22 protein-coding genes are annotated in these 22688 nt (G+C 39.5%); 5 read left to right on the top strand and 17 right to left on the bottom strand.

The window, feature by feature from the left end:
* Positions 1 to 116: 116 nt before the first annotated feature.
* Positions 117 to 530, bottom strand: a complete 414-nt coding sequence (gene arfB / locus H5122_RS10695; RefSeq protein WP_002959105.1) for an alternative ribosome rescue aminoacyl-tRNA hydrolase ArfB — start codon at positions 528 to 530, stop codon at positions 117 to 119.
* Between the two features lie 191 nt (positions 531 to 721).
* Here arfB and H5122_RS10690 point away from each other — a divergent pair, with 191 nt between their 5' ends.
* Positions 722 to 1294 carry a short-chain dehydrogenase gene (locus tag H5122_RS10690; RefSeq protein WP_182681866.1) on the top strand — a complete coding sequence of 191 codons (573 nt, stop codon included), beginning with the start codon at positions 722 to 724 and terminating at the stop codon, positions 1292 to 1294.
* Positions 1295 to 1397: 103 nt separating this feature from the next.
* Here the strand turns inward: H5122_RS10690 and katG are convergent, their stop codons facing one another.
* Positions 1398 to 3578 carry a catalase/peroxidase HPI gene (gene katG, locus H5122_RS10685; protein ID WP_182681867.1) on the bottom strand — a complete coding sequence of 727 codons (2181 nt, stop codon included), beginning with the start codon at positions 3576 to 3578 and terminating at the stop codon, positions 1398 to 1400.
* A 903-nt stretch (positions 3579 to 4481) separates the two neighbouring features.
* On the opposite strand from katG, the gene H5122_RS10680 reads away from it, so the two are divergent.
* On the top strand, positions 4482 to 5372 hold the full coding sequence (locus tag H5122_RS10680) for a TPR end-of-group domain-containing protein (RefSeq protein WP_002959108.1): 891 nt from the start codon (positions 4482 to 4484) through the stop codon (positions 5370 to 5372).
* Positions 5373 to 6010: 638 nt separating this feature from the next.
* Here the strand turns inward: H5122_RS10680 and deoD are convergent.
* The gene (gene deoD, locus H5122_RS10675) at positions 6011 to 6715 is read right to left on the bottom strand and encodes a purine-nucleoside phosphorylase (protein WP_024596283.1); all 705 of its coding nucleotides are present in this window, start codon (positions 6713 to 6715) and stop codon (positions 6011 to 6013) included.
* Complete coding sequence (locus H5122_RS10670; RefSeq protein WP_149592761.1) at positions 6715 to 7947, bottom strand: phosphopentomutase; 1233 nt, start codon at positions 7945 to 7947, stop codon at positions 6715 to 6717. Before H5122_RS10670 ends, deoD begins: the two co-directional genes overlap by 1 nt.
* Positions 7948 to 8139: 192 nt before the next feature.
* Here H5122_RS10670 and udk point away from each other — a divergent pair, with 192 nt between their 5' ends.
* The 3 genes from udk to H5122_RS10655 all read left to right on the top strand — a co-directional run bounded on the left by udk (position 8140) and on the right by H5122_RS10655 (position 11020).
* Positions 8140 to 8772, top strand: a complete 633-nt coding sequence (udk, locus tag H5122_RS10665; RefSeq protein WP_024596281.1) for a uridine kinase — start codon at positions 8140 to 8142, stop codon at positions 8770 to 8772.
* Between the two features lie 17 nt (positions 8773 to 8789).
* Positions 8790 to 10016, top strand: a complete 1227-nt coding sequence (locus tag H5122_RS10660) for a NupC/NupG family nucleoside CNT transporter (protein ID WP_182681868.1) — start codon at positions 8790 to 8792, stop codon at positions 10014 to 10016.
* Between the two features lie 293 nt (positions 10017 to 10309).
* Complete coding sequence (locus tag H5122_RS10655) at positions 10310 to 11020, top strand: ABC transporter substrate-binding protein (RefSeq protein WP_182681869.1); 711 nt, start codon at positions 10310 to 10312, stop codon at positions 11018 to 11020.
* A gap of 2 nt (positions 11021 to 11022) precedes the next feature.
* Here the strand turns inward: H5122_RS10655 and H5122_RS10650 are convergent, their stop codons facing one another.
* The 13 genes from H5122_RS10650 to H5122_RS10590 form a co-directional block, all read right to left on the bottom strand.
* Positions 11023 to 11736 carry a transporter substrate-binding domain-containing protein gene (locus H5122_RS10650; RefSeq protein ID WP_310736349.1) on the bottom strand — a complete coding sequence of 238 codons (714 nt, stop codon included), beginning with the start codon at positions 11734 to 11736 and terminating at the stop codon, positions 11023 to 11025.
* Between the two features lie 151 nt (positions 11737 to 11887).
* A complete protein-coding gene (locus tag H5122_RS10645) occupies positions 11888 to 12097 on the bottom strand; it encodes a cold-shock protein (protein ID WP_002959120.1) in 210 nt (69 codons plus the stop codon).
* Between the two features lie 239 nt (positions 12098 to 12336).
* A complete protein-coding gene (locus H5122_RS10640) occupies positions 12337 to 13053 on the bottom strand; it encodes a hypothetical protein (RefSeq protein WP_182681870.1) in 717 nt (238 codons plus the stop codon).
* Positions 13050 to 13790, bottom strand: coding sequence for an iron transporter (locus H5122_RS10635; protein ID WP_182681871.1), 741 nt, complete (start codon positions 13788 to 13790; stop codon positions 13050 to 13052). Before H5122_RS10635 ends, H5122_RS10640 begins: the two co-directional genes overlap by 4 nt.
* Positions 13777 to 14130, bottom strand: coding sequence for a cupredoxin domain-containing protein (locus H5122_RS10630; protein ID WP_182681872.1), 354 nt, complete (start codon positions 14128 to 14130; stop codon positions 13777 to 13779). The genes H5122_RS10635 and H5122_RS10630 overlap by 14 nt, the downstream gene beginning before the upstream one ends.
* Positions 14123 to 15436, bottom strand: coding sequence for an ATP-binding protein (locus H5122_RS10625; protein ID WP_182681873.1), 1314 nt, complete (start codon positions 15434 to 15436; stop codon positions 14123 to 14125). Before H5122_RS10625 ends, H5122_RS10630 begins: the two co-directional genes overlap by 8 nt.
* Positions 15437 to 15462: 26 nt before the next feature.
* Positions 15463 to 16122 carry a response regulator transcription factor gene (locus tag H5122_RS10620; RefSeq protein WP_182674825.1) on the bottom strand — a complete coding sequence of 220 codons (660 nt, stop codon included), beginning with the start codon at positions 16120 to 16122 and terminating at the stop codon, positions 15463 to 15465.
* A gap of 7 nt (positions 16123 to 16129) precedes the next feature.
* Positions 16130 to 16777 carry a hypothetical protein gene (locus tag H5122_RS10615; RefSeq protein WP_182681874.1) on the bottom strand — a complete coding sequence of 216 codons (648 nt, stop codon included), beginning with the start codon at positions 16775 to 16777 and terminating at the stop codon, positions 16130 to 16132.
* 21 nt (positions 16778 to 16798) lie between these two features.
* Positions 16799 to 17569 carry an SDR family oxidoreductase gene (locus tag H5122_RS10610; protein ID WP_182681875.1) on the bottom strand — a complete coding sequence of 257 codons (771 nt, stop codon included), beginning with the start codon at positions 17567 to 17569 and terminating at the stop codon, positions 16799 to 16801.
* Entirely contained in the window at positions 17566 to 18255 is a 690-nt protein-coding gene (locus H5122_RS10605; RefSeq protein WP_182681876.1) for a TenA family transcriptional regulator, read from the bottom strand. Before H5122_RS10605 ends, H5122_RS10610 begins: the two co-directional genes overlap by 4 nt.
* Positions 18248 to 19717, bottom strand: coding sequence for an AMP-binding protein (locus H5122_RS10600; RefSeq protein ID WP_182681877.1), 1470 nt, complete (start codon positions 19715 to 19717; stop codon positions 18248 to 18250). Before H5122_RS10600 ends, H5122_RS10605 begins: the two co-directional genes overlap by 8 nt.
* A complete protein-coding gene (locus H5122_RS10595) occupies positions 19714 to 20367 on the bottom strand; it encodes a thermostable hemolysin (RefSeq protein ID WP_182681878.1) in 654 nt (217 codons plus the stop codon). The genes H5122_RS10600 and H5122_RS10595 overlap by 4 nt, the downstream gene beginning before the upstream one ends.
* A gap of 152 nt (positions 20368 to 20519) precedes the next feature.
* The gene (locus H5122_RS10590; protein ID WP_182681879.1) at positions 20520 to 22601 is read right to left on the bottom strand and encodes a TonB-dependent siderophore receptor; all 2082 of its coding nucleotides are present in this window, start codon (positions 22599 to 22601) and stop codon (positions 20520 to 20522) included.
* Positions 22602 to 22688 lie beyond the last annotated feature (87 nt).

Below are 22688 nucleotides of genomic sequence, written 5' to 3'. Positions count from 1 at the left end.
GTTATTATAAGTGAGGCTAGCCCTCACTTATATTTTTATACAAGCAATACGGTGTAAAAATAGTGCCTGCATGTAAACATCAAGCCCCTTCTCTACTTTATTAATACCATTTAAAGCTAAAACTTTATGCTGCCGCGTAGCGCTTTGTTTTGCCCATGTTTGGTTTTTTTGTCCATGCGCTTTCGCTGTGAATTACGGCTGGGCTTGGTGGCTCGACGCGCCTTATTAACTACCGTAGCACTAAGAATTAAATCCTTTAAACGCTTAAGGGCATCTTCCCTGTTTAGCTCTTGGGTACGGTGGCTTTGCGCTTTAATGATTAAAACGCCGTCTTTGGTAATTCTTGTATCATTTAAGGCAAGTAAGCGTTCTTTGTAGAAGTCAGGTAATTTAGAGCGGTTAATGTCAAAACGTAAATGAATTGCACTTGCTACTTTATTAACATTTTGACCACCGGCACCTTGCGAACGAATAGCTGTGAGCTCTAGTTCCCATTCATCGATAGTGACAGTATTTGAAATTGTTAACATTGTGTTCAGCTCTATTTGTCAAAAATACATTATATCATCAGTACATTAGCTTGTGGTGAATCGACTAAATTCTTAGAACTTAAATAAATTCTCATAAATTGTACTATAAATCAGCCAATATTTTATTTTGTATTGGCAAGTGTTGCTTATTAGTTTCTAATTGGCACTACTTTAATACTAGGAAATGCTCAATGAAAAAAATACTTGTATCACTTAGCTTATTAGCGATGAGTTTCTCAAGCCTTGCAGAGGATATTAACAAAGGTCAACTTCAAAGCTATATGAAAGCACTGCCAGCTGTGACTAGCTGGGCAAGCAGCCAAGAGTCGTTAAAAGACTTAGATTTAGCAAGTATGCTAGGTGGTTCTGCAGATCAAAGTGTTGGCGAACAAAGCTCTTTAGCTAACAGTGCATTAAGCATGATTAAAGAACAAGACCTATACAAAAGCTTTGCGAGTGTTACAAACCGTTACGGTTTTACGCCAGAGCAGCTAGTAACTGTAGGTTCTGAAGTATCAATGGCTTATATCGAAAATCTTAAGTCGGGCCTTTCTGCTGATAATCAAGAAACTGCTAATAAAGTAATGGGCGGTTTTCAAAGTATGAAAAGTGCTAAAGATAAAGGCGCTAGCTCATTAATGAGTTCGTTTGGTAAATCATCAAGCGCAGCTGAGGAGTCTACAGAATCTTTAGTAAGCGAAAACAACCTTGAACTTGTGAGCGAATATATGCCACAACTACAAAAGCTTTTTGCACTTTTATAAGTTTTATTGCTTTAAAAAAAGCGGGCTTATCTAGCCGTGAAATTAAAACGCATAAAAAACGGGGGAGTATTCAATACTCCCCCGTTTTTATTTAGCGTACAGATTATTTAAGATCGAACCTGTCTGCGTTCATTACTTTTACCCATGCATTTACAAAGTCATGTACAAAACGTTCTTTATTATCGTCTTGTGCATAAAATTCACTTAGGGCACGTAAAATAGAGTTTGAACCAAACACTAAATCTACGCGTGTGGCAGTCCATTTAATGGTGCCTGTTTTGCGTTCAACAATATTATATATACCTGGCTCTAGTGGCTTCCAGTTGTTAGCCATGTCGGTTAGGTTTACAAAAAAGTCGGTAGATAGCGTGCCTACATTATCAGTAAATACACCATGTTTAGTGCCTGCGTAGTTTGTGCCTAGTACACGCATGCCGCCCATAAGTGCAGTCATTTCTGGTGCTGTTAAGCCCATTAATTGGCTGCGCTCTAACAATAGCTCTTCTGAGGATACGCTAAAGTCATTTTTAAGGTAGTTTCTAAATCCATCATGAACAGGCTCAAGCGGATCGAACGATTCTGCATCAGTCATTTCGTCTGTTGCGTCCCCTCGTCCTGGTGCAAATGGTACTGTTACATTAACACCGGCTTGTTTTGCAGCTTGCTCTACAGCCGCTGTGCCACCTAATACGATTAAATCAGCCATGCTTACTAGCTTAGATAAACCCGCTTGTACTTTTTCAAGGGCACTAAGTACACTTGCTAAACGCGCAGGTTCGTTACCATGCCAATCTTTTTGTGGTGCTAGACGAATACGTGCGCCATTTGCGCCACCGCGTTTATCAGAACCACGATACGTACGCGCACTATCCCACGCTGTATTTATTAAATCACTCGCGCTTACACCGCAATCAAGTAGCTGTGCTTTTAAGCTTGTGATTTCATCGTCTGATAATGTGTAATCAACTGCTGGAATAGGATCTTGCCAAATTAGGTCTTCGCTTGGTACATCTTTACCTAAGTAACATGCTTTAGGACCTAAATCGCGGTGAGTTAGCTTAAACCATGCGCGTGCAAATACATCAGAGAAGTATTCAAAGTCGTTATAAAAACGCTCAATAATTTTACGGTACGCAGGGTCCACTTTCATGGCCATATCGGCATCGGTCATCATTGGGTTTAAACGAATTGATGGGTCTTCTACGTCTACTGGTTTGTCTTCTTCTTTAATATTTACAGGCTCCCACTGATGAGCGCCAGCTGGGCTTTTAGTAAGTTCCCATTCGTAATTTAAAAGTAAGTGGCAGTATCCGTTATCCCATGTAGTTGGGTGTGTGGTCCATGCACCTTCAAGGCCAGAAGTTACAGTATGACGACCAAAGCCGCCTTCTTTGGTGCTGTTCCAACCTAAACCTTGCTCGTGTACGTCTGCTGCTTCTGGCTCTGGACCTAAGTGCTCTGCTTTACCATTACCGTGAGTTTTACCTACTGTATGGCCGCCCACTGTTAGCGCTGCGGTTTCTTCGTCATCCATTGCCATGCGAGCAAATGTTTCACGTACGTGATCTGCCGTTTTTTGTGGATCGGGTATACCATTAACACCTTCAGGGTTAACGTAAATTAGGCCCATTTGTACTGCGGCTAATGGATTTTCCATGGTGTCTGGTTTTTCTACATTGTCGTAGCGTTCATCACTTGGTGCTAACCATTCTTTTTCTGCACCCCAGTAAATATCTTTTTCTGGATGCCAAATGTCTTCACGGCCGCCCGCAAAACCATAAATTTTAAGACCCATTGATTCGTATGCCATATTACCAGCAAGAATAAATAAATCGGCCCATGAGAGTTTGTTACCGTATTTTTTCTTAAGTGGCCATAAAAGTCTGCGTGCTTTATCTAAGCTTGCGTTATCTGGCCATGAATTTAAAGGCGAGAAACGTTGGTTACCGGTACTTGCGCCACCACGACCATCAGATAAACGGTACGTACCCGCTGAGTGCCATGCCATACGAATCATTAAACCACCGTAATGGCCCCAATCGGCAGGCCACCAATCTTGGCTGTCGGTCATAAAGGTTTTTAAGTCGGCTTTTACTTCGTCTAAATCTAGAGATTTAAATGCTTCTGCGTAGTTAAAATTAGTGCCGTATGGATTTGATTTAGTATCGTGTTGATGAAGAATGTCTAAGTTGAGTGTGTTTGGCCACCAATCGGTGTTTACTTTAGAAACAACTGAATTACTACCGTGCATAACAGGGCATTTACCCGCTGTTGGCTTGCTCATTGTGAAATCCTTATAATAGAAAGGTAAAATACTTAATCAATCAGTATTATTGCTTATGTGTTTATAACTTTTTAAAAAGTAACGGTTATATTTATTTAATAGGCTTACTTTTTACTCAGCGTGCCTACCTAAGTGCTTACGTATCCTTAATATAGGCGTATAAATTATGCTACGCCAACCTCAACATACTATTTAAAACGATTGCTCCAATTTATATTTTTGATTGCCCTTACGTTAATGATGTATTTAACAATAAGCTTAAAGTGGCGTTTAAAATAATAGTGAAAAGTCAGATGGTGCTCATATAAAGTATTACGCAAAATAAAAATTCAAAATCGGTGAATTAACCTTAATCTTTTTACTAGACCTGTGATCGAATTGAAAAATTTCGGCGTAATGGTATGTGAAGGGTTTGAAAGTGGCTTTAGTTTACTAAAGCGCACATTGGAATACCCCCCTTCACCATGAAATTGTAGTTAGATAGTTATAATGATAAAGGTGCATTACTTAAGCCCAATGCACCTTTACTTTATAAACCGAATACTTTGAGTATTCTTATATTTTTAACTAGTTGAATTGAATTAAGTATTTGTTCATAAATATTCAGTTATTATGAAGTTGTTCCCCTGTGAATCCCTACGACATATTGTTGTTTTAAGCAGTTTTTGCCAGCTCACCTTGAGCTGGTTTTTTTTTGCCTATTTTTACTCAAATTACCTGAGCATGGGTAATATGCTCAGGTTTAACCCTATTATTGCTAAGCTCACTAGGCTAAAAAATTCTCACAACTATTGCTCCTATCTAAATTAGGTCAATTTTAATCCACAAAGAACAACACGCCCTAGTGCCATTAAGCCCTGCATGTTAAAGTTATTACAGTAATTAATTTAATTAGGCGTACCAATGCGTTATTACCTATCTGTACTTTTTGTTTGTTTAACTTTGTTTTCAGGCATAGTGAACTCTGCTGAAAAGCAACCAGCTTCACCTACAGCACAACAAGAGCAACAAGCTCTTCAACAACTCAAAGAGCCTATGTATAAGCCGCTAATGGAGCGTTACATATTAGATGAGCTAAAAGCAGTTAGGCAAGATCAGCAAAAGCTTCGTGAAGATGTAACTAAGCAGGTTACTCATGCGCAGCTTGATACTGCCGATCGCGCATTAACGTACACTACAGATACCATTAATAATGTGTTTTTTATAATTACCGCTACGGCGTCGATTTTAGTTTTAGTGGGTTGGAACTCGTTGCGCGATGTTAAAAACAAAGTAGAAGATATTGTAAATACGCGTGTGAGTGTAATTACAGACGAGTATGAAGACCGATTAAAAATTCTTGAAGAAAAACTACGCGTTCGCTCAGAAGAAATACTCAGCAACCAAGAACGCATATCGGTGACTAACGAAGTTCATTCGCTGTGGATGCGCGCAAACCTAGAAAGTGATTTTGCAAATAAAATTGAAATTTTTGATGAAATACTCAATCGCAAACCTGAAGATGTGGAAGCCATTGCTTATAAAGCCGATGCACTACTAGAAATTAATGAAACAGCACAAGCCATTGAGCTGTGTAATCAAGCTATTGATATAGATAGTGACTATGGTTATGCCTATTGGCAACGAGCCTGTGCTTATGCACTAACACATAAGCATGCTGATGCATTAGCCGATATTAAAATGGCACTTGAATACTCTCCAAACTTACGTAATGAATTATTACACGAGAGCGCATTTGCAAGCCTGCATGACAACGACAGCTTTAATACGATAGTGGCTGGTGAAGTTGTTTAAGCACTCAGAATTTAGCCTGTATGATTAGGCGCAACACCATAAAAAAGGGCTTTGGCCCTTTTTTATGTTTTTAAAGGTAAAGTTTGTTGTGTAATTAAGTAATTAGAAGCTACGCTTCTCGCGCGAGCAAGCTTAGCGCCTACGTGGAAAACTTACACTCAGCAGTTTAATTTACCTGTAGACGCGCTGCTTGCAGGCGTTTAAAAACGCAGTTTTTAGATGGTTGATTAAGTAATTAGAAGCTGCGCTTCTCGCGCGAGCAAGCTTAGCGCCTACGTGGAAAACTTAACGCGGTGGTTAAAACTCACTTATAGACGCGCTGCTTGCGGGCCTTTAAAAACGTAGTTTTTAGGATGGGTGATTAAGTAATTAGAAGCTGCGCTTCTCGCGCGAGCAAGCTTAGCGCCTACGTGGAAAACTTACACTCAGCAGTTTAATTTACCTGTAGACGCGCTGCTTGCAGGCGTTTAAAAACATAGTTTTTAGGATGGGTGATTAAGTAATTAGAAGCTGCTACCCATTTTCTTCAGGCATAAAAAAAGCCGCATAAAATGCGGCTTTGGAGGTTAGTCTCACTTCACTTTGGGCGTGTCTCCAAAACTTAGTGAATACGTTACCAAGGAACTGTTATATATTATTTAAGCTATTGACTCTAATGCAATTTTAACCATTTCGTTAAACGTGCTTTGACGCTCATCAGCAGGTGTTGCTTCACCGGTGATTACGTGGTCACTTACTGTAAATAATGCCATTGCGTTTGCGCCGTATTCAGCTGCAACGCCATATAAACCTGCTGTTTCCATATCTACTGCTAGCATGCCTAACTTGTCTAAGTCTTTATAGAACGAGTCGTCTGCTTGGTAGAAAGTGTCGGTTGTAAATACGTTACCTACTTTTGCTTCAATTCCTAGCTCTTTAGCGGCGTTTACACCGTTTAAAAGTAAGTCAAAGTTAGCAATAGCAGCAAAATCGTAGCCACGAACACGTGCACGGTTTACGTTTGAATCTGTGCTTGCACCTTGTGCAAAAATTACGTCACGGATTTTGATATCTGTGCCAATACCGCCACACGTACCAATACGTATAATATTTTTAACGCCAAAGCTTACAATTAGCTCACGTGCATAAATAGACATTGATGGAATGCCCATGCCTGAACCCATGATGCTTACTGGCTTACCTTTGTAAGTACCAGTGAAACCGTACATGTTACGAACACCTGTAACTTGTACTGCATCATCTAAAAAGTTTTCAGCAATATATTGCGCACGTAGCGGATCGCCTGGCATTAATACTGTTTCGGCGAAATCACCAACGTTTGCACTGATATGCGGAGTACTCATTAATTGTTTTCCTTTTTATTTGGCGTTGTTAGCTCATTTAAAAAACTGTCGCCGTAATCAAGCGCAGATAAGTTAAACCACTGTGCCAGTGTTTGACCGATATCTGCAAAGCTGTTGCGTTCACCTAGAGGTGTGTTACTCATACCTGGTTTATATGCAATAACCGGTACGTATTCGCGAGTGTGCTCAGAACCTGGAAAGGTTGGGTCACAACCGTGATCTGCAGTGATCATTAATATATCATCTGCGTTTAACTGTTTTAGTATAGTTGGTAAATAGTCATCAAATTCTTTTAATGCTTTTGCATAACCTACTGGGTTACGGCGATGACCAAATTTTTCATCAAAATCAACTAGGTTAGTAAAGATTAAGCTGTGTTCTGGTGCGCTTTTCATTACTTCGCTGGTTTTTTCTAGCAAGTTCATAAGCCCAGGTGCTTTATGCTTTTGGGTTATGCCCTGATGCGCGTAAATATCTGAAATTTTACCAATACTAATTACTTCGCCGCCGTCTTTTGCTAACACATCTAGCAATGTTGGTGCTGGCGGAAGCACTGAATAGTCGCGACGATTACCCGTTCGAGCAAAGTCTTGGCTATTTGAACCCAAAAATGGCCGCGCAATCACTCGTCCTATATTCATTTCATCAAGTAGCGCCCGTGCGATTTCGCAAACTTGATAAAGCTTCTCTAGGCCGAATGACTCTTCATGCGCGGCTATTTGAAACACGCTATCAGCTGAGGTGTAACAGATTGGTTTACCTGTTTTTACGTGCTCTTCACCTAGCTGTTCTAAAATGGTTGTTCCCGATGCATGGCAGTTGCCTAAAATGCCAGGAATACCAGTACGAGCTATAAACTCGTCTATAAATTCTTGTGGGAAACTTGGCTGTGTTTTTGGGAAATATCCCCAATCAAATAACACAGGTACTCCTGCCATTTCCCAATGACCTGATGGCGTGTCTTTTCCGCTAGATAATTCTTTAGCGTAACCCCATGCTCCTTGAGAAGCTTGGCGGTCTGAAATTAAACACGGTTCTCCACCGGCAGCTTCACATGCATCCACTAACCCAAGTTTTGATAGGTTAGGAAGCGATAATGCAGCGCCTGTTTCGTCGTAATATGCTTTTAGTAAGTGAGCGAATGTATTAGCCCCAAGATCGCCGAATTTATCTGCATCTGGTGCTGCACCGATTCCTAGGCTATCTGCCATTAAGATAATTGCTCTTGCCATTTTGACCTCACTTTGATTCTAGGTGGTTACTTTATCCGCTGATCGATTTTTCCGTACAGGACAAAAGTCCTGTTTCATAAAACCTAAACATTATAAATTTGCATTCTTAAGCGAAGCAAAAGAGATTAATCGTGTCTTTTTTGCTATTGTGATCTACCAACAATATATCCTTCTGTGTGGGTGAGAACTTTAGTGACACGAACTACTATTATAGCTATTGCAGGCGCGTCTGCGTCGGGCAAATCTCTTTTTAGCCAAACTATATACAATGAATTGGTTAATGAGCTTGAACCAGGCGCTATCGCCATTATTGAAGAAGATGCTTACTACAAGGATCAGTCGCATTTACCGATGGCGCATCGTACGCAAACGAATTACGACCATCCTGATGCATTTGAACATGCGTTAATGCTTGAGCATTTAACACAGCTTCGTAGTGGGAATTCAGTTGAAGTACCAACGTATGATTATGCACAGCATACACGTAGCGAGAAAACTCGCCGAGTGCCTGCTGCTAAAATACTCATTGTTGAAGGTATTTTATTATTGAGTGACAAAGCGCTTAATAAAGAATTTGATATTAAGGTGTTTATAGATACGCCTTTAGATATTTGCTTAATGCGTCGTATGCAACGTGATATGGAGCAACGAGGCAGAACATTACAATCTGTTGTTGAGCAATATCAAGCAACTGTTAGACCGATGTTTTATCAATTTATTGAGCCTTCTAAGCATAATGCAGATTTAGTTGTGACTCGAGGCGGTATGAACCGCGTTGCGATTGATATAATAAAAAGTAAGATAAAATATTTACTACAAGAATAACAACGGGAAACATTTGTATGACAACATTTATGAGCTTAGTAGGCATGTGTGTGCTACTAAGCATTGCCTTTGCGGCATCAACTAATCGCAAGGCAATTAATTTAAGAACCGTTGGTATAGCATTTGCGATGCAAGTAGTTATCGGCGGTTTTGTCCTGTTTTTTGAAGCAGGAAAAAATGTGTTAACGAGCATGTCAGCAGCCGTATCGTCGGTTATTGGTTATGCAAACGACGGTATTGGGTTTTTGTTTGGCCCACTTGCCTCACAAGACACATTAGGTTTTATTTTTGCGATTCAAGTTTTGCCTGTTATCGTGTTTTTCTCAGCACTTGTTGCTGTGTTATATCACCTTGGCATTATGGATTGGATAATTAGGATTTTAGGCGGCGGTTTACAAAAATTATTGAAAACCTCTCGCACAGAATCGCTTTCAGCAACGGCAAATATTTTTGTTGGTCAAACTGAAGCACCGCTGATAGTTAAGCCATTTATAGCAACAATGACTAAATCGGAATTGTTTGCAGTGATGGTAGGTGGCTTAGCCACTGTGGCAGGCTCTGTAATGGCCGGTTACGTTATTATTGGCGTAGATCTTAAGTATTTAATAGCAGCGAGCTTTATGGCTGCTCCTGGTGGTTTTTTAATGGCAAAAATGATTGTGCCAGAAACTGAAACGCCTAAAGATAACTTAGCAGATCTAGATTTAAATGATGATGATAAACCAGTTAATGTAATTGATGCAGCTGCATCAGGTGCAGCAAATGGTATGCATTTAGCACTTAACGTTGGTGCAATGTTACTTGCTTTTGTAGCGCTAATTGCACTACTAAACGGTTTATTAGGTGGTATTGGCGGGTGGTTTGATTACCCAACATTAACGCTTCAAGAAATATTAGGTTATGTATTTGCTCCTGTTGCATGGTTACTAGGTGTGCCATGGGATGAGGCAATTATAGCCGGCAGCTTTATTGGTCAAAAGATAGTAGTGAACGAGTTTGTTGCTTACTTAGACTTTATAAATTATCGTGATACGTTAAGCGCACACACACAAGCAATTGTTACTTTTGCTCTATGTGGCTTTGCTAACCTATCATCGATAGCCATTTTACTAGGTGGGTTAGGCGGTATGGCGCCTAGTCGGCGGAAGGATATCGCACGCTTAGGGCTCAGAGCAGTGTTAGCAGGATCTATGGCTAACCTTATGAGCGCAGCAATTGCTGGGTTTTTCCTCTCGCTAGCTTAGAAACTTATTGAGATGAACACCGGTGTTGCAAAACAAGAGGATAGCGCTTTAAGGGGTTAAAGCTCTATCTGACTTGAACGATACTTCACCAAGGGCCGAAAGGCCCTTTTATCGTTTTAGGCCTTCCAGATTTATACACTTCCAACCTTCAAGCTATTTAACCTTATTTATGGTTATACATAACTCAAATAAACCAATATCTTAGTAACAAAGTCACATAAATATTTTTTGTGTTTTTCGTATTTTCAGCCACACTTATATTACTTAAGCTAACCGACTAACGATCCGCTATTGTGAAATATATTCTTTATTCTCTTTTTTTAATTTGTTCTGTGTATGTTCAAGCAAAAGAACCCATCCTTGTTGTTACAGAGTTAGCACCGCCAAACCAGGTGTTGATTGATGGTGAGGTAGCAGGTGAAGGCACTCAATTTATTAGAGAAATATTTGCTGAGGCTGATCTAACACCTAACATTCAAATGTACCCTTGGGCACGTGCTTATAAAATTGCAAATGAGCTTAAAAATACCTTTATATACAGCCTTGCACGCACTGTAGAGCGAGAAGACAAATTTTATTGGATAGGACCTGTCGGACGTTTTGAACTAGGCTTTATTGGCCTATCAGAGCGAGATGATCTTATTATAAACACTACTGAACAAGCCAAAGTGTACAAAATTGCTATGCAGCGCAATGACTTTTCAACACAAACCCTCGCAAAACTGGGGTTTGAAGTTGTTTTAACCTCTGATATTCAAAAGTCATACTCTTTACTACTAGCTAAAAAAGTAGATTTAATTGTAGATGATCCTTTGTTCATGCAGCAGATGAGTGATTATCTAAAGCTCAAACCAGCACACTTAAAGTTTATTTATAAAATAGATGAGCTAACAATTGATGCTTATTTAGCTGCAAATAAAAAAACAGATATGCATTTAATAGAAGCACTGCAAGCTGCATTTTTAAAAATAAAGCAAAAGAAAGAGCTGCCTTACAGGCACTAACATTAGCGCTTATAACGTTTTTTATAAGCCGAAAAGTTATCCTTCTTTTTAAGCTTTTCAAACTCCCTATTAAAACGCTCTACAATGTAATTGGGTACTGATTTATTAAACGCGATGTAGTTACCTGCTATCTCAGGTAATGGTAATTCCTGCAGCCTAACGACATCGTCTTCACTATACCCAAAAGGCGAAAGTTGATAACCAATGGTGTATTCAGAGCCTAAAATCAAATCTATTTTACTATTTAAAAACAAGTGCATATATTGCTTTTCATCACCTATGGACAAAAGGTTTTTACCTGCTTCAAACCCTACTTTTTTAATTATGGATTCGTAAATATCCCCTCTTACGATAGCAAGTGAAAACTGCTTTGCTTCATTTAAGCTATTCATTTTTAACTGAGTATTTTTTTTAAGTTTATAAAAAAATGTTTCACTGGATGCCAAAGGCCCTACCCAATTAAAAATAGGCGTTCTTTGAGATGTCTTAGCGATAGAGATAATACCTGAATGCTTTTCTTTTTGGACTAGGCTGTAAGCACGTTTCCAAGGAAGTATTTTAAATTCACAGGTAATGTCTGACGCAATGCATACATCTTTTACAATATCGAGATTTATGCCAATAAGTTGACCCGCTTTGTTTTCAAAATTGTATGGCGAAAAGTGCTCAGTGTAGACCGTGAGCTTGAAATCTTCAGCCTGTGCGTAATGACTAATAAATATAAAAACAAGTATAAGGAAGGATTTAATGATAACGATACCTACTGATGAACTTACATTAATAATAGGTGCAACTTAGGTTGAGTCAAATTTCAGACACAAAAAAAGCGCCTTAAGCGCTTTTTTTCATTTTACTTAAAAAGTAAAATTATACAGCTGTGATGTTATCAGCTTGTGGACCTTTTTGACCTTGTGAAAGAGTGAACTCTACACGTTGGCCTTCAGCTAAAGTTTTGAAACCTTCGCTTTTGATTGCTGAGAAATGTGCGAAAACGTCTGGGCCATTTTCTTGCTCGATGAAACCAAAACCTTTAGACTCGTTGAACCACTTAACTGTACCTGATACGATGTTAGACATTGTAATATCCTGATATAAATAAAAAATATGCTCATAAGAGCGGGTGTAGCAAAAAATGAGATGGTACTTTAAAAACTTCAGGACGGTACTACAAGTATTACTTATACAACATCGAAATGGAGATTTATAGCTTACATGCTTTCTTTCTAGCTGCAGCCCACTATATAGATTTTTTAAAATATGTCAAGTACCTATCTACAATCAGAATGATAAACAACCAAAACCGCTTTCATTGGTTATTAAAATTCAAATTCTAATGCGAGCCTAAAACTATGATTTTTTTCTGATTGGCTTATCTCAGTGATAAAACCCGCTTCCCATTTTAACTGCTTTTGTCCATCAAAACGCTGCAAACCTATAAACCCAGGCCCTATGCCAATAAAGTCTTCACCTACGTACACCTCAATAGATGGCTGAAAAGCAGAACGGTAGCGATAGCGATATTGCGCTCTAAACTCGCTTTCCCATTCATTTTGAATATCCTGCCCCCACTCGTAAACCAAAAAAGCATTCATAGTTAAGCTTGTTTTGCCAAACTCTTTTTCGATCACAAAACCCGAAGTTGCTTCATACACATCTTCATTATGTTTTTTTTCAAGCTCAAATAATGCCCCCCAATCAGCCCATAATTTACCTTGCTCAATTAATTGCCAGCGTAGTTCAAGCTCATAAGCTTCTAAACCAAAGTCGCCGTTGTCATCTCGCTCACCTACTAAATAGCCTTCTAGTGCCATTGTATCGTTAATAGCACCGCCACCACCCAAACGCTGCGCTAGTATGTTGCCACTATCTGTTTGGTGCGACACTAACCGCCATTCAAACTCTCGCTCAAAAGGTAAAACATAGGGGTGATATACCTTATCAACAACAATTCCATCGGCCTTTGCTGGGATTGAAAGTACCAACAAACAAAAAACGGTAAAGCTAAGCGCTAAATATAGGTTAAGTGCTTTCATACACGTTCCTTAGATATTGAAGCCGAAATAACATAACAAAGTGATAAAAATATCACGCTACTTGTACTATATATAAGTACACTCATTAGATCCGGGGTAGCCTCGTAACCAACAAGGGCGCGCAGTACGCGCCCGAGCTCAGAGTTTTCGCTTAATACATCGCGTAAATCCCACACGGTTGCGGTGTTGGTAATTAAGTCTATTTGGCTTGCCAAATCCAGTGCAACTAATAATTTAGCCGCGCTGTTAAAAGCAAGCAAAGTAAAAAGCGGATACATACCAAAGCGGTGCTTAATTGCATTCATTAAAAAGTACAGCAATACGCTAAAACTTAAACAAATTCCAACACCTAATAAAGTGCCAATAAATAAGCTTTGCCCTGCATCATTACTTTGCCAAAAACTGGTGAGGTAAATAATATAGTGGCTTAAATACAATGTTATTGTGCTTATAACTGCAATATAAAAAGCCGCTGATTTTTGCTTTACTGCAAATACTAATACGGCAATAAATATAGTAATACAGAGCCCTATTTGTGAGTACTCTAACCCTTGGTGTTCAAACCACTGGCTCACCCATGACGCACTTTGCATGTACAAAAACGACATGAGCGCGCCAATTAGTAAAGCAGACCCTATTTTTAAAGCGCTTTGTTTTTTAACTACTTGTAGTAGCACTAATAAAATAGCCACAGGTAGTAATTGATTAAGGCTCATGACTAAACTAGTTATTAGCATGCTGCGCCCCTTCATCACCAACTATAACAACGCCCCTTGCTGTATTTGGCGAAAACTCACCAAAAAATTCGTAATGCCCTTTACTAAGCGGCCCTATATAAATAATGCTTTTGCGATTTGGGTAGAGTACTTTTTCTCTGTTTAGATCAAAGCTATCAAACTCTTCTGGTGTGCTGTCTTGGTTTTCTATCAATAGTTTTACTTTTTTATTTGCGGGAATAATTATTTGTGAAGGATAGAACAAATGATCTCTTAAAATAATAAGGTACTCTTTACTCGCCGCGTTAAACGACAAAAATAGCAAACAACAAAGGCACTGATTAAATAAACGTTTAGTCACTTTTTACTCCTGTAAAAGTAACCTTAACGGTTAGCCCACCTAAATAACTATTCGCTAAATAAATACTTGCGCCATAAATAGCAATTATATGTTGAACAATCGCCATACCTAAACCGGCACCTTGCTCGCCTGATGGATGCTGATCGCCACCTACGCGATAAAAGCGATTGAATATTCGCTCTTTTTGCTCTTCAGTCATACCCGCACCAGAATCATCAATTTGCCAACTAAAGCCGTTATTACTTGATACTAATTTAATTATAATTTGACCATTATTGGGTGTGTACTTTATGGCATTGCTAAGTAAATTAGCGATGAGTGTGGTTAATGTAAATTCATCACCATTAATTACAAAATCATCGCCTTCAAGACTAATGGTTTGGTTTTTTTCATCTATTTTGTCGTATTGATCCGATACGACTTGCTGAGTAATCGCTAGCAATGATTGCTCGCTAAACTGCCTCTGCCATTGTTCAGGCTGAGTGCGCCCTAAAATTAGCATTTGCTCGACAATATTACTTAAGCGATTAATGCCCTGCGACATAGCTTGTAATTCTTGATGGTCTTGCAGATTACTTTGTTTATTAGCCAAATTATGTACGTTAATTTTTAAACTACTAAGCGGGGTACGTAACTCATGGGCTGCATCTGAGGCAAAAAATCGCTCCCGTAAGTAGGCAGTTTCTACGCGTTTAAATAAGTCGTTTAAACGATTAATAACCGGTTTAATTTCTTCATCGGTTACTTGCCAGTTAATTGGCGTAAAATCGTTAGCTTGGCGAGACGCCAACTGCTTAGATAATCGGGTAAGAGGGGCTAATGCGTATTTAACAAAAAAGCTAATAAAAATAGCAAGCAGAGGGACTGCCCATAGCATAGGTAACATTGCGGATAAAATAACGGCTTCAGCTAATTCAAAACGCTTTGCCATTGGTTCAGCAACGATGACTTTACGGGTGTTTTTACTCATCACAAATACCCGCATACGCTGCCCTGCTAGATTGGCCGTTTGAAAGCCCTCGCTAAAACTAATTTGGTTATTCGTTAAACTCGATGAGCCACTAAGTAAATTATTATTTTGCCAAATTTGATACAACAACTGAGCGCTATTATTACTTACTTGTACTGCATCTGTGCTTAGTGCCAATGGTTGCTCAATTAAAACGCCAGCCACTATTTTAAGTTCATCATCAAGCAAACTTTCGCCGTGGTGCATACTTTTTTGATAGCCTTTTACTAATGCTAAAAAGCAAGTTAGCACCATCATTGAAAGTAAAATTAAGGTCAGACGTTTACGAATAGACATTTTCAACCTCGAAAAACAAATACACTCTAACGCTTACCAACCACGTAGCCAATGCCACGTAAGGTTTTAATAAAATCACTAGGGAATTTTTTACGAAGATGATGAATATGCACCTCTATAGCATTAGAGCCAACTTCTTCACCCCATTGGTAAAGTTTGTTTTCGAGTTGTTGTTTTGATTGTACCCTTCCCTGATTTTCCATCAGCGCTTTTAAAAGCATATATTCTTTTCGCGGTAGTGTAAGTGACTGCCCACTTAGTTTAACTGTATGAGCAGAAGTATCCATTACTACATCACCACAGCGCAATAAGCATGATTGCGTTTGGTTAATGCGCCGGCTTGCTACACGTAAACGGGCAAATAGCTCAGCGGGGTCAAACGGCTTTGCAAGGTAATCATCTGCCCCCATATCGAGCCCTTGGACTTTGTCGTCAATACTGCCGCGAGCAGTTAAAATAACCACCGGTATTACTTTTTTTTGCGCTTTAATATGCTTTAAAACTTGCGAGCCATCGCCATCAGGCAATCCTAAATCGAGAATAACAAGCTCAATTTCACCACTAGAAAGGCACTCTAAGGCGTGTTTTACTGTGCCACTATGCTCTACGCTGTAGCCCTCTTGACGCAAAGAGCGAATAAGTCCTTGCGCCACTAAATGATCGTCCTCAACGAGTAATAAATGCATTATCTGTTTATCTTTTTAATTTTTTATCTACTTTTGCCAATAGCTGACTTATTGCTTGTTGACGATATTTATCTGCTTTTTCCCGAGTATCACGAATCCCAGCAACTTGCGCTACAAGTAGTCGCGCTTTAGCTTGTTTATAATCGCCTTCGTCATACAAGTATTCACCGTATAAGTAATTAGTATCAATGCCTTCGAGATTAAAAGCGAGCGCTTGTTTAAATAATTTTTCAGCTTTGTCGTCATCACCAAAACCAATTGGCCAACCAGGTACTTTGCTATAAAGCGTTGCAAGGCTTGCGTAAGCGGAGCCATTGAGTGCAGTGCCATCTATTGAAAGTGCATTTTCGAGTGACGCTTTTGCTTCTTTTGCTAAACCAAGTGCGCCCAAGCCCCCTTTTGCGCCAGCAAAACTAGCTAACACAATGCCATTCCAAATATGTGTTTGCGCTGAGCTTGGATAGTTTTTAACAAATAATGCGCTTTGCTCACTTAGTTGTGTAAACGCGTCTATTTGCGCATCGTCTTCAAGTTCGTAATTAGCAATTGCCCACTTTTGTTGAATATCGGTTAAGTCTTGCGCTTCATCTGCGTGTACTGCAGTTGCAAATACAGAGGTTAGTATTAAATAAAATGCGAGTGTAAATTTATACATAATTTTGCCTTTGTGTGTTTGTTAACTTAAAAAACGTTTAATTTTAGGAAGTTGCTTTGCAATAGCGTTATCAACAACGTTTGGGAATACGCCATTTATGCGTGCAAATAATTTTTCAGGAAAACCAATAAAGCGCCTTGTTTGGTTTGAACTTATAAGTGCTAATAACTCTTGAGCAACTAATTCTGGCGAGTCCATTTTATTACCGAGTTCTTTATTCAGCGCACGGGTTTTGCTGTTATTAATGGTGGTGTCAGTGGCTCTTGGTGCTAGGTAAGCGACTTTAACACCCGAACCGTTTAGTTCGCGCGAAAGCGCCTCTGTAAAACCACGTAAACCAAATTTACTGGCGCAATAAAGTGTTTGAAACGGGTAACCAATACTGCCAAACGATGAGCCCACGTTAACAATGGTGCCTTTGGTATACGCTAACTGCCCTAAAAATAGCTGGCATAATTTAATAGGCACCGACAAATTAGTAACGAGTATATTATCTATTTGATCATTACTTGTGTGCTCTAAGCTTTGCATTGTATTTATACCGGCATTGTTAATAAGTAACTTAACGCCGCCGAGTTGCTTGGCTTTTATTGCTAAGTTAATCCGTGTTGTATCGTCGGTTAAATCGCCAGTAAATATTTCACTGTCTGGGCATACACTACTGAGCTCTTCAAGGGCTTGAGTATTTCGCCCTAAAAGCAGTAACTTCCACCCTTTTGCATATAGGGCTTTAGCAATCGCTTGCCCTATTCCGCCTGTTGCGCCAGTGAGCACACATAAAGAGCTACTCATGCCAATTTGCCTTGTGCACTTGCTTTAAAAAACGGTTCGTCATCGAGTCCACGAAATATATCGCCGTATAAACGATAAAAGCGCTTTGCACCATGAAGTATGGCTTGCTGATCCGCCTCGTCTGTTATTTGGTTCATTAGGTTTTCAAAAAACTTTACATGCTCTATATCAAGCGCGCCGTGAGAGGTTAAATAACTAAATGCTTTTTTAGGTAAGCCCACAGCATTTGCAATGTTTGAAGCCGCGCCATCAGCAAGCGCTATAGAAGTGCCTTCAAGCACATGCACCATGCCAAAAAAGCTCAACGGATTTTTACGTGCAATGGAGTCGTACGCATACGACACCATCATTTCGGTAGCCAATTGCGGCTGACTACACCGTACTGTTTCTTTGTCAAAACCACAGGCTGCAATGTCATTAAGTACCCACTCTTGATGACCAATCTCTTCTTCAATATATTCTGCGACTGCTTCGCGCAGCCATTCTTGATCGTCGGTTAATCGTGCACCAACCGACATCATTAATGGCACAGTGTGCTTAACATGGTGATACGCTTGCGCTAAAAACGAGGCGTATTCTTCAAGTGATGCTTCGCCTTTAAAAACACGCTGGATAATCGGCGCTGCAAGCAGGTAGTTTTGCTCTTGTTTAGTTTGCCCTTTAAGGGTGTTAAAAAAATCACTCATTAATTACTTCTCCAAGTCGGTAAAATTGATCAAATACGGCATGGTACTGCTTACTTATGGCATCTCGTTTTGGGCGATTATTTGTTGTTAATAATCCTTGTTGCACACTTAATGGGGCAGCTAAACGATGCCACTTTTGAATTCGAGCATAGTCGGGTAGTTGTTTATTAATTGCGTTAACATATTGCGCTAACGCTGGGTTACTTAGCTTTGAATCGGCGTAAATAATGGCGGTTAAAAAAGGTCGACCTTCACCAAACACAACCGCTTGTAAAATACCGCTTTGGCTGAGTAATAGTGATTCAGGCCACTCGGCACTGATGTTGCGACCCATACTGGTAATAATTAGGTTTTTTAGGCGGCCTTTAATAAATAAGGTATTTTGATGCTGTTCGACCAGGTCGCCAGTTGCATACCACTGGTTTTTGTTGTGATGTTGATGATTCAAGTAACCTAAAAACAAATCGCCTTTTATAAAAAGCTGACCATTTTCAATTTTGGTTTGAATATGAGGTAACACAGAGCCGGCACTGTGGATGTTATCGTTTGTGGGTGTATTTAAACTAACGACAGATGCCGCCTCAGAAAGTCCATAACCTTGGTACACCGGTAAGTTTAAGCTACGTGCTTTTACTATTAGCATTTCGCTGACACGCGCACCACCTACGGCAATAAACTGTAACGAACTAGGCGGTTGCCACCCATCTTCTGCAAAAGCAACTAAGCATGCTAATAGTTCAGGCACTAAAATAAGCGTATTTGGCTTAACTTTATCAATCGCAGCAATAAGCTGTGCGGGCTGTTTTAATGTAGTTCCAACAAAGCCTAATTCATTTAACGGCATTAAATGTACTGTACCGCCACTTTTTAAAGGGGCATACACACCGGCTATATTTTCAAGCAATACAGCAAGCGGCAATAAACATAAATGCACAGGCTTTTTAATATTAATTTTATCGCACAGAGATTGAGCTACCTGCATTTGGCTCTTTGCAGATAAACACACGCCCTTTGGTTGCCCAGTCGATCCTGACGTAAATGTTACTTTTTGAGTTTCTGGAAAATAACCGCCGGGGTTAGCTACAACGATTTCGTAAATATATAATGTGTAACACTCAAATAAAGTAATTGATGCGGTCGGCTCCCCAAATAAAGGGTTTGGTATGTCGCTCATAAATATATTAGCGCCGCATTGCGCTAGTACATATTGAGTTTGTTGTTCACTAAAAAAGTGAGCAATTGGCACAGCCACTTTATTAGAAACCGCAGTAGCGGCATCAATAACAAGCCAAGCTGGCGTATTATCGAGCTTATAAGCGATACATTTGCCGTTAAAGCTTTGTAGTATTTTTACTACTTTTTGTATTTGCTGGTTAAACTCACCACCGTTAATCTCAAGTGTTTGCTCTTTATTATGAGCAATAATTAATGGCGATACTGCATGGGTATTATAGTAATTCATACATTCACCAATGCATTTACCAAAGAATTAATACTTGAGTGGTTTTGCTGCATCAAACTATAAAGCATTGGGGTATTTAATACTTGTTGGTGAGCTTGCTCTAAACTCACAACACATACGGTAGGCTGATTAGCGTAGTAACTTCCCCAACTTAGCGGATGCTCCATAACAAAACTGTTTGCCACAGCAATTTCAGTGCAGTTAACGCCTAATAAGCGCAGCAGTGCACGTACTTTTTTAGTGGCGCAAAATACTAAATGTTTTGCTCCTACACTTTGCAGGGCTTCATTAACAACAATAAAATGCCCAAGCGTTGCTTTGCGATGTGTAGAGCATAGATTGCCAAGCTCAAATACTTTATTACGCTGAGTGTTCTCAGGTAAAAAATGCTCAATGGGCTGTGCTAAGTATTGCTCTATAAATAGAGGGGCTGTTGCTTGCCTTAAACCCAATGTGCATTGCCCTTCGTTTGTCGTGTATTGGCAAAGTAATGGCATAAAAGAGGTAAGCGTGGCGTTGTAAGCGACTAAAAACCCTTCTTTAACTGTGTTTTCTAACGCACTTCTATGCTCATCATTAACGCGAGCACTAACAAAGCGTGAGTTATTTTGAATATAAACGGGTGATGAAGGTAGGTGTGCTAATTGCATAAACATCGCTCATATAAAGTGTATGTTTGTAACTTAGTGAGCGAAACTTAAAGAAAACTTAAGAAACCTTAATTTAAATAAAAAAGCGCCTTAATTATTAAATTAAGGCGCTTCAGGATGAAAACTGTTTAAAAGCTTAATAAGCTAAGCTATTAAAAATTATAAGCTATCGACATTTTAAATTGCGTAGGCGCCCCCGGATAAACCCACAAAGCGTTGTAACTACTTTGAGCGTAGTCTTCATTAAAAATGTTATTAATACTCACATTTAATTCTGTTTTATTTGTTAGATTTAATTGACCAAACAGGCCGACCAATTGGTAACTTGGTAGTCTAAAGCTCAAATCTGCGGCATCACCTAGGCGGCTGCTGGTATATTGGTAACTTGCACCAAATTCAAGCTCTTTACCCATTAATGCTGTTTGATGGCTAAGTGTAAGGTTTAGATTGTTTTTTGGTACATTTACCAGTGGGCTGCCTTTTTCTATTGGCACGCCCCAATCGGCATTAATAATGTCGTTTGCTGTGGTGGCATCTATATAGGCGTACGATAAGTTAAATGCTGTTGCATCGGTAATATAGGTATTTAAATCAAGCTCAAACCCTTTGCTATCAGCTTTACCAATGGGAGCCGAAAAACCAACGTTTACAGGGTCTGCTACTAACATATTACTTTTAGAAGCATCAAAAAATGCCACAGTACCGTTTACACCTAAGTATTCAAACTTAGCACCAACTTCAAACGAGTCGCTGTACTCAAAGCCAAACGGGTCGCCGTTTGCATCAGTACCGCTCAGTGGTAAAAAGCCTTCAGAGTAACTGCTGTAAAAGGTTATAGTATTATTTAGTTCGTACACTACGCCAACGCGTGGGCTTATTTGGCTCTCAGAACTGGTTGAAAACACACCGCTGTTGGTTTCTAAAATATCTTGGTCTACGCTATCAAATCTAAGACCAAGTAAAAGTTTAAACTTATCAGTGATATCCATTTGATCTTGAATGTAAATACCGTAAGCGTTTTGCTCTTCATCATTTTCATAAAGTAGCGAAACAGCAGGATATTCACCAGAATAATCAGGCTCAAAAATATCAATAGTATAAGTGCCATTACCGCCACGATAACGAGAAAGCGCCGTGCGCAAATCGTATTTATATGCATCAATACCTATTAATAAATGATGCGAAATGCCGGCTGTATCTAAACTTCCACTGACTTCAAACTTTACACTTAAATCTTCTACTTCGTAGTCGCGATAGCGCTGCTGGCGGGTAAGTGTGCGGCCATCGTCAAATAACGATTGGCGTGACGGTGCAAGTTCTGCATCTGACGAAAAACCCGTTAAGCTAGAGTCTCGATAATTTGCACCTACAACGAGTGACCATTCATCGTTAATATCGTGATTTAACGTAATTTGGTGGCCTCGAGAGTAAACCTGCGTGTCTCCATCGTTTGGGTTACCTAAATAGCGCGAGCTTGGTAGTGTGTCAAAATCGTTATCGAGTACGACAACACCACGGTCGAATAGCTGAGCTAAATCTACGTATTCAAACTCATAAGTTACACTGGTCGATGCGTTTATTTGATGATAAATAGACGGCGTAATCACCTTTTTATTGGTGTATACCTCATCGCGGTAGCTGTCACTATCTTGCCATGCGCCATTTATTCTAAACGCGGTGGTATCGTTAATGCCGCTGGTGTAATCGCCTTCAACGCGATTAAAACTGTCGCTGCCTAAGCTTAGTTTTATCTCACCCTGTGAATCAAACTGTGGCTTTTTAGTCACAATATTTACAGTACCGCCTGGCTCTGAACGCCCATAAAGTGCTGAGCCTGGGCCTTTTAGTACTTCAATGTAATCAATGTTAGATACATCACGCGGGCCGCTAAAACCACGCCCACCGCTAAAGCCATTAACTAAATAGCCCGATGGCATATTTTCGTTACCCGAAAGGCCACGAATAGAAAAGCTATCCCACAATGCACCGCTATTGTTTTTACGTGAAATACTAGCTGAAAAATCAAGCGCATCTTGTAGTTGAGTAATTCCTTTTTTATTAAGCTCAGCACTATTAATACTAACTATAGATTGTGGCATTTGCTTTTGAGGAATATCACCGCGATAAGCTTGTTTATAAGTGACAGATATTTTTTCGATTTCTTCTTTTTGATCTTGCGCAATACTGGGCGCACTAATTCCTAGGCAGGCTAAATAAATTAAAGAGTACTTCATGTGATTGATTAACTAAGCAAGTGTTATAGTATAACAAAATTGTAGCATGTGTTACTTTATAACAAAACTTCTTTTTAAAAAATCACT

The organism is Pseudoalteromonas sp. SG43-8 (assembly GCF_014164245.1).
GTDB classification, from domain to species: Bacteria; Pseudomonadota; Gammaproteobacteria; order Enterobacterales; family Alteromonadaceae; genus Pseudoalteromonas; species Pseudoalteromonas distincta.
Note: the sequence above shows the minus strand (reverse complement) of the source record. Positions and strands in the feature narration are given on the sequence as shown.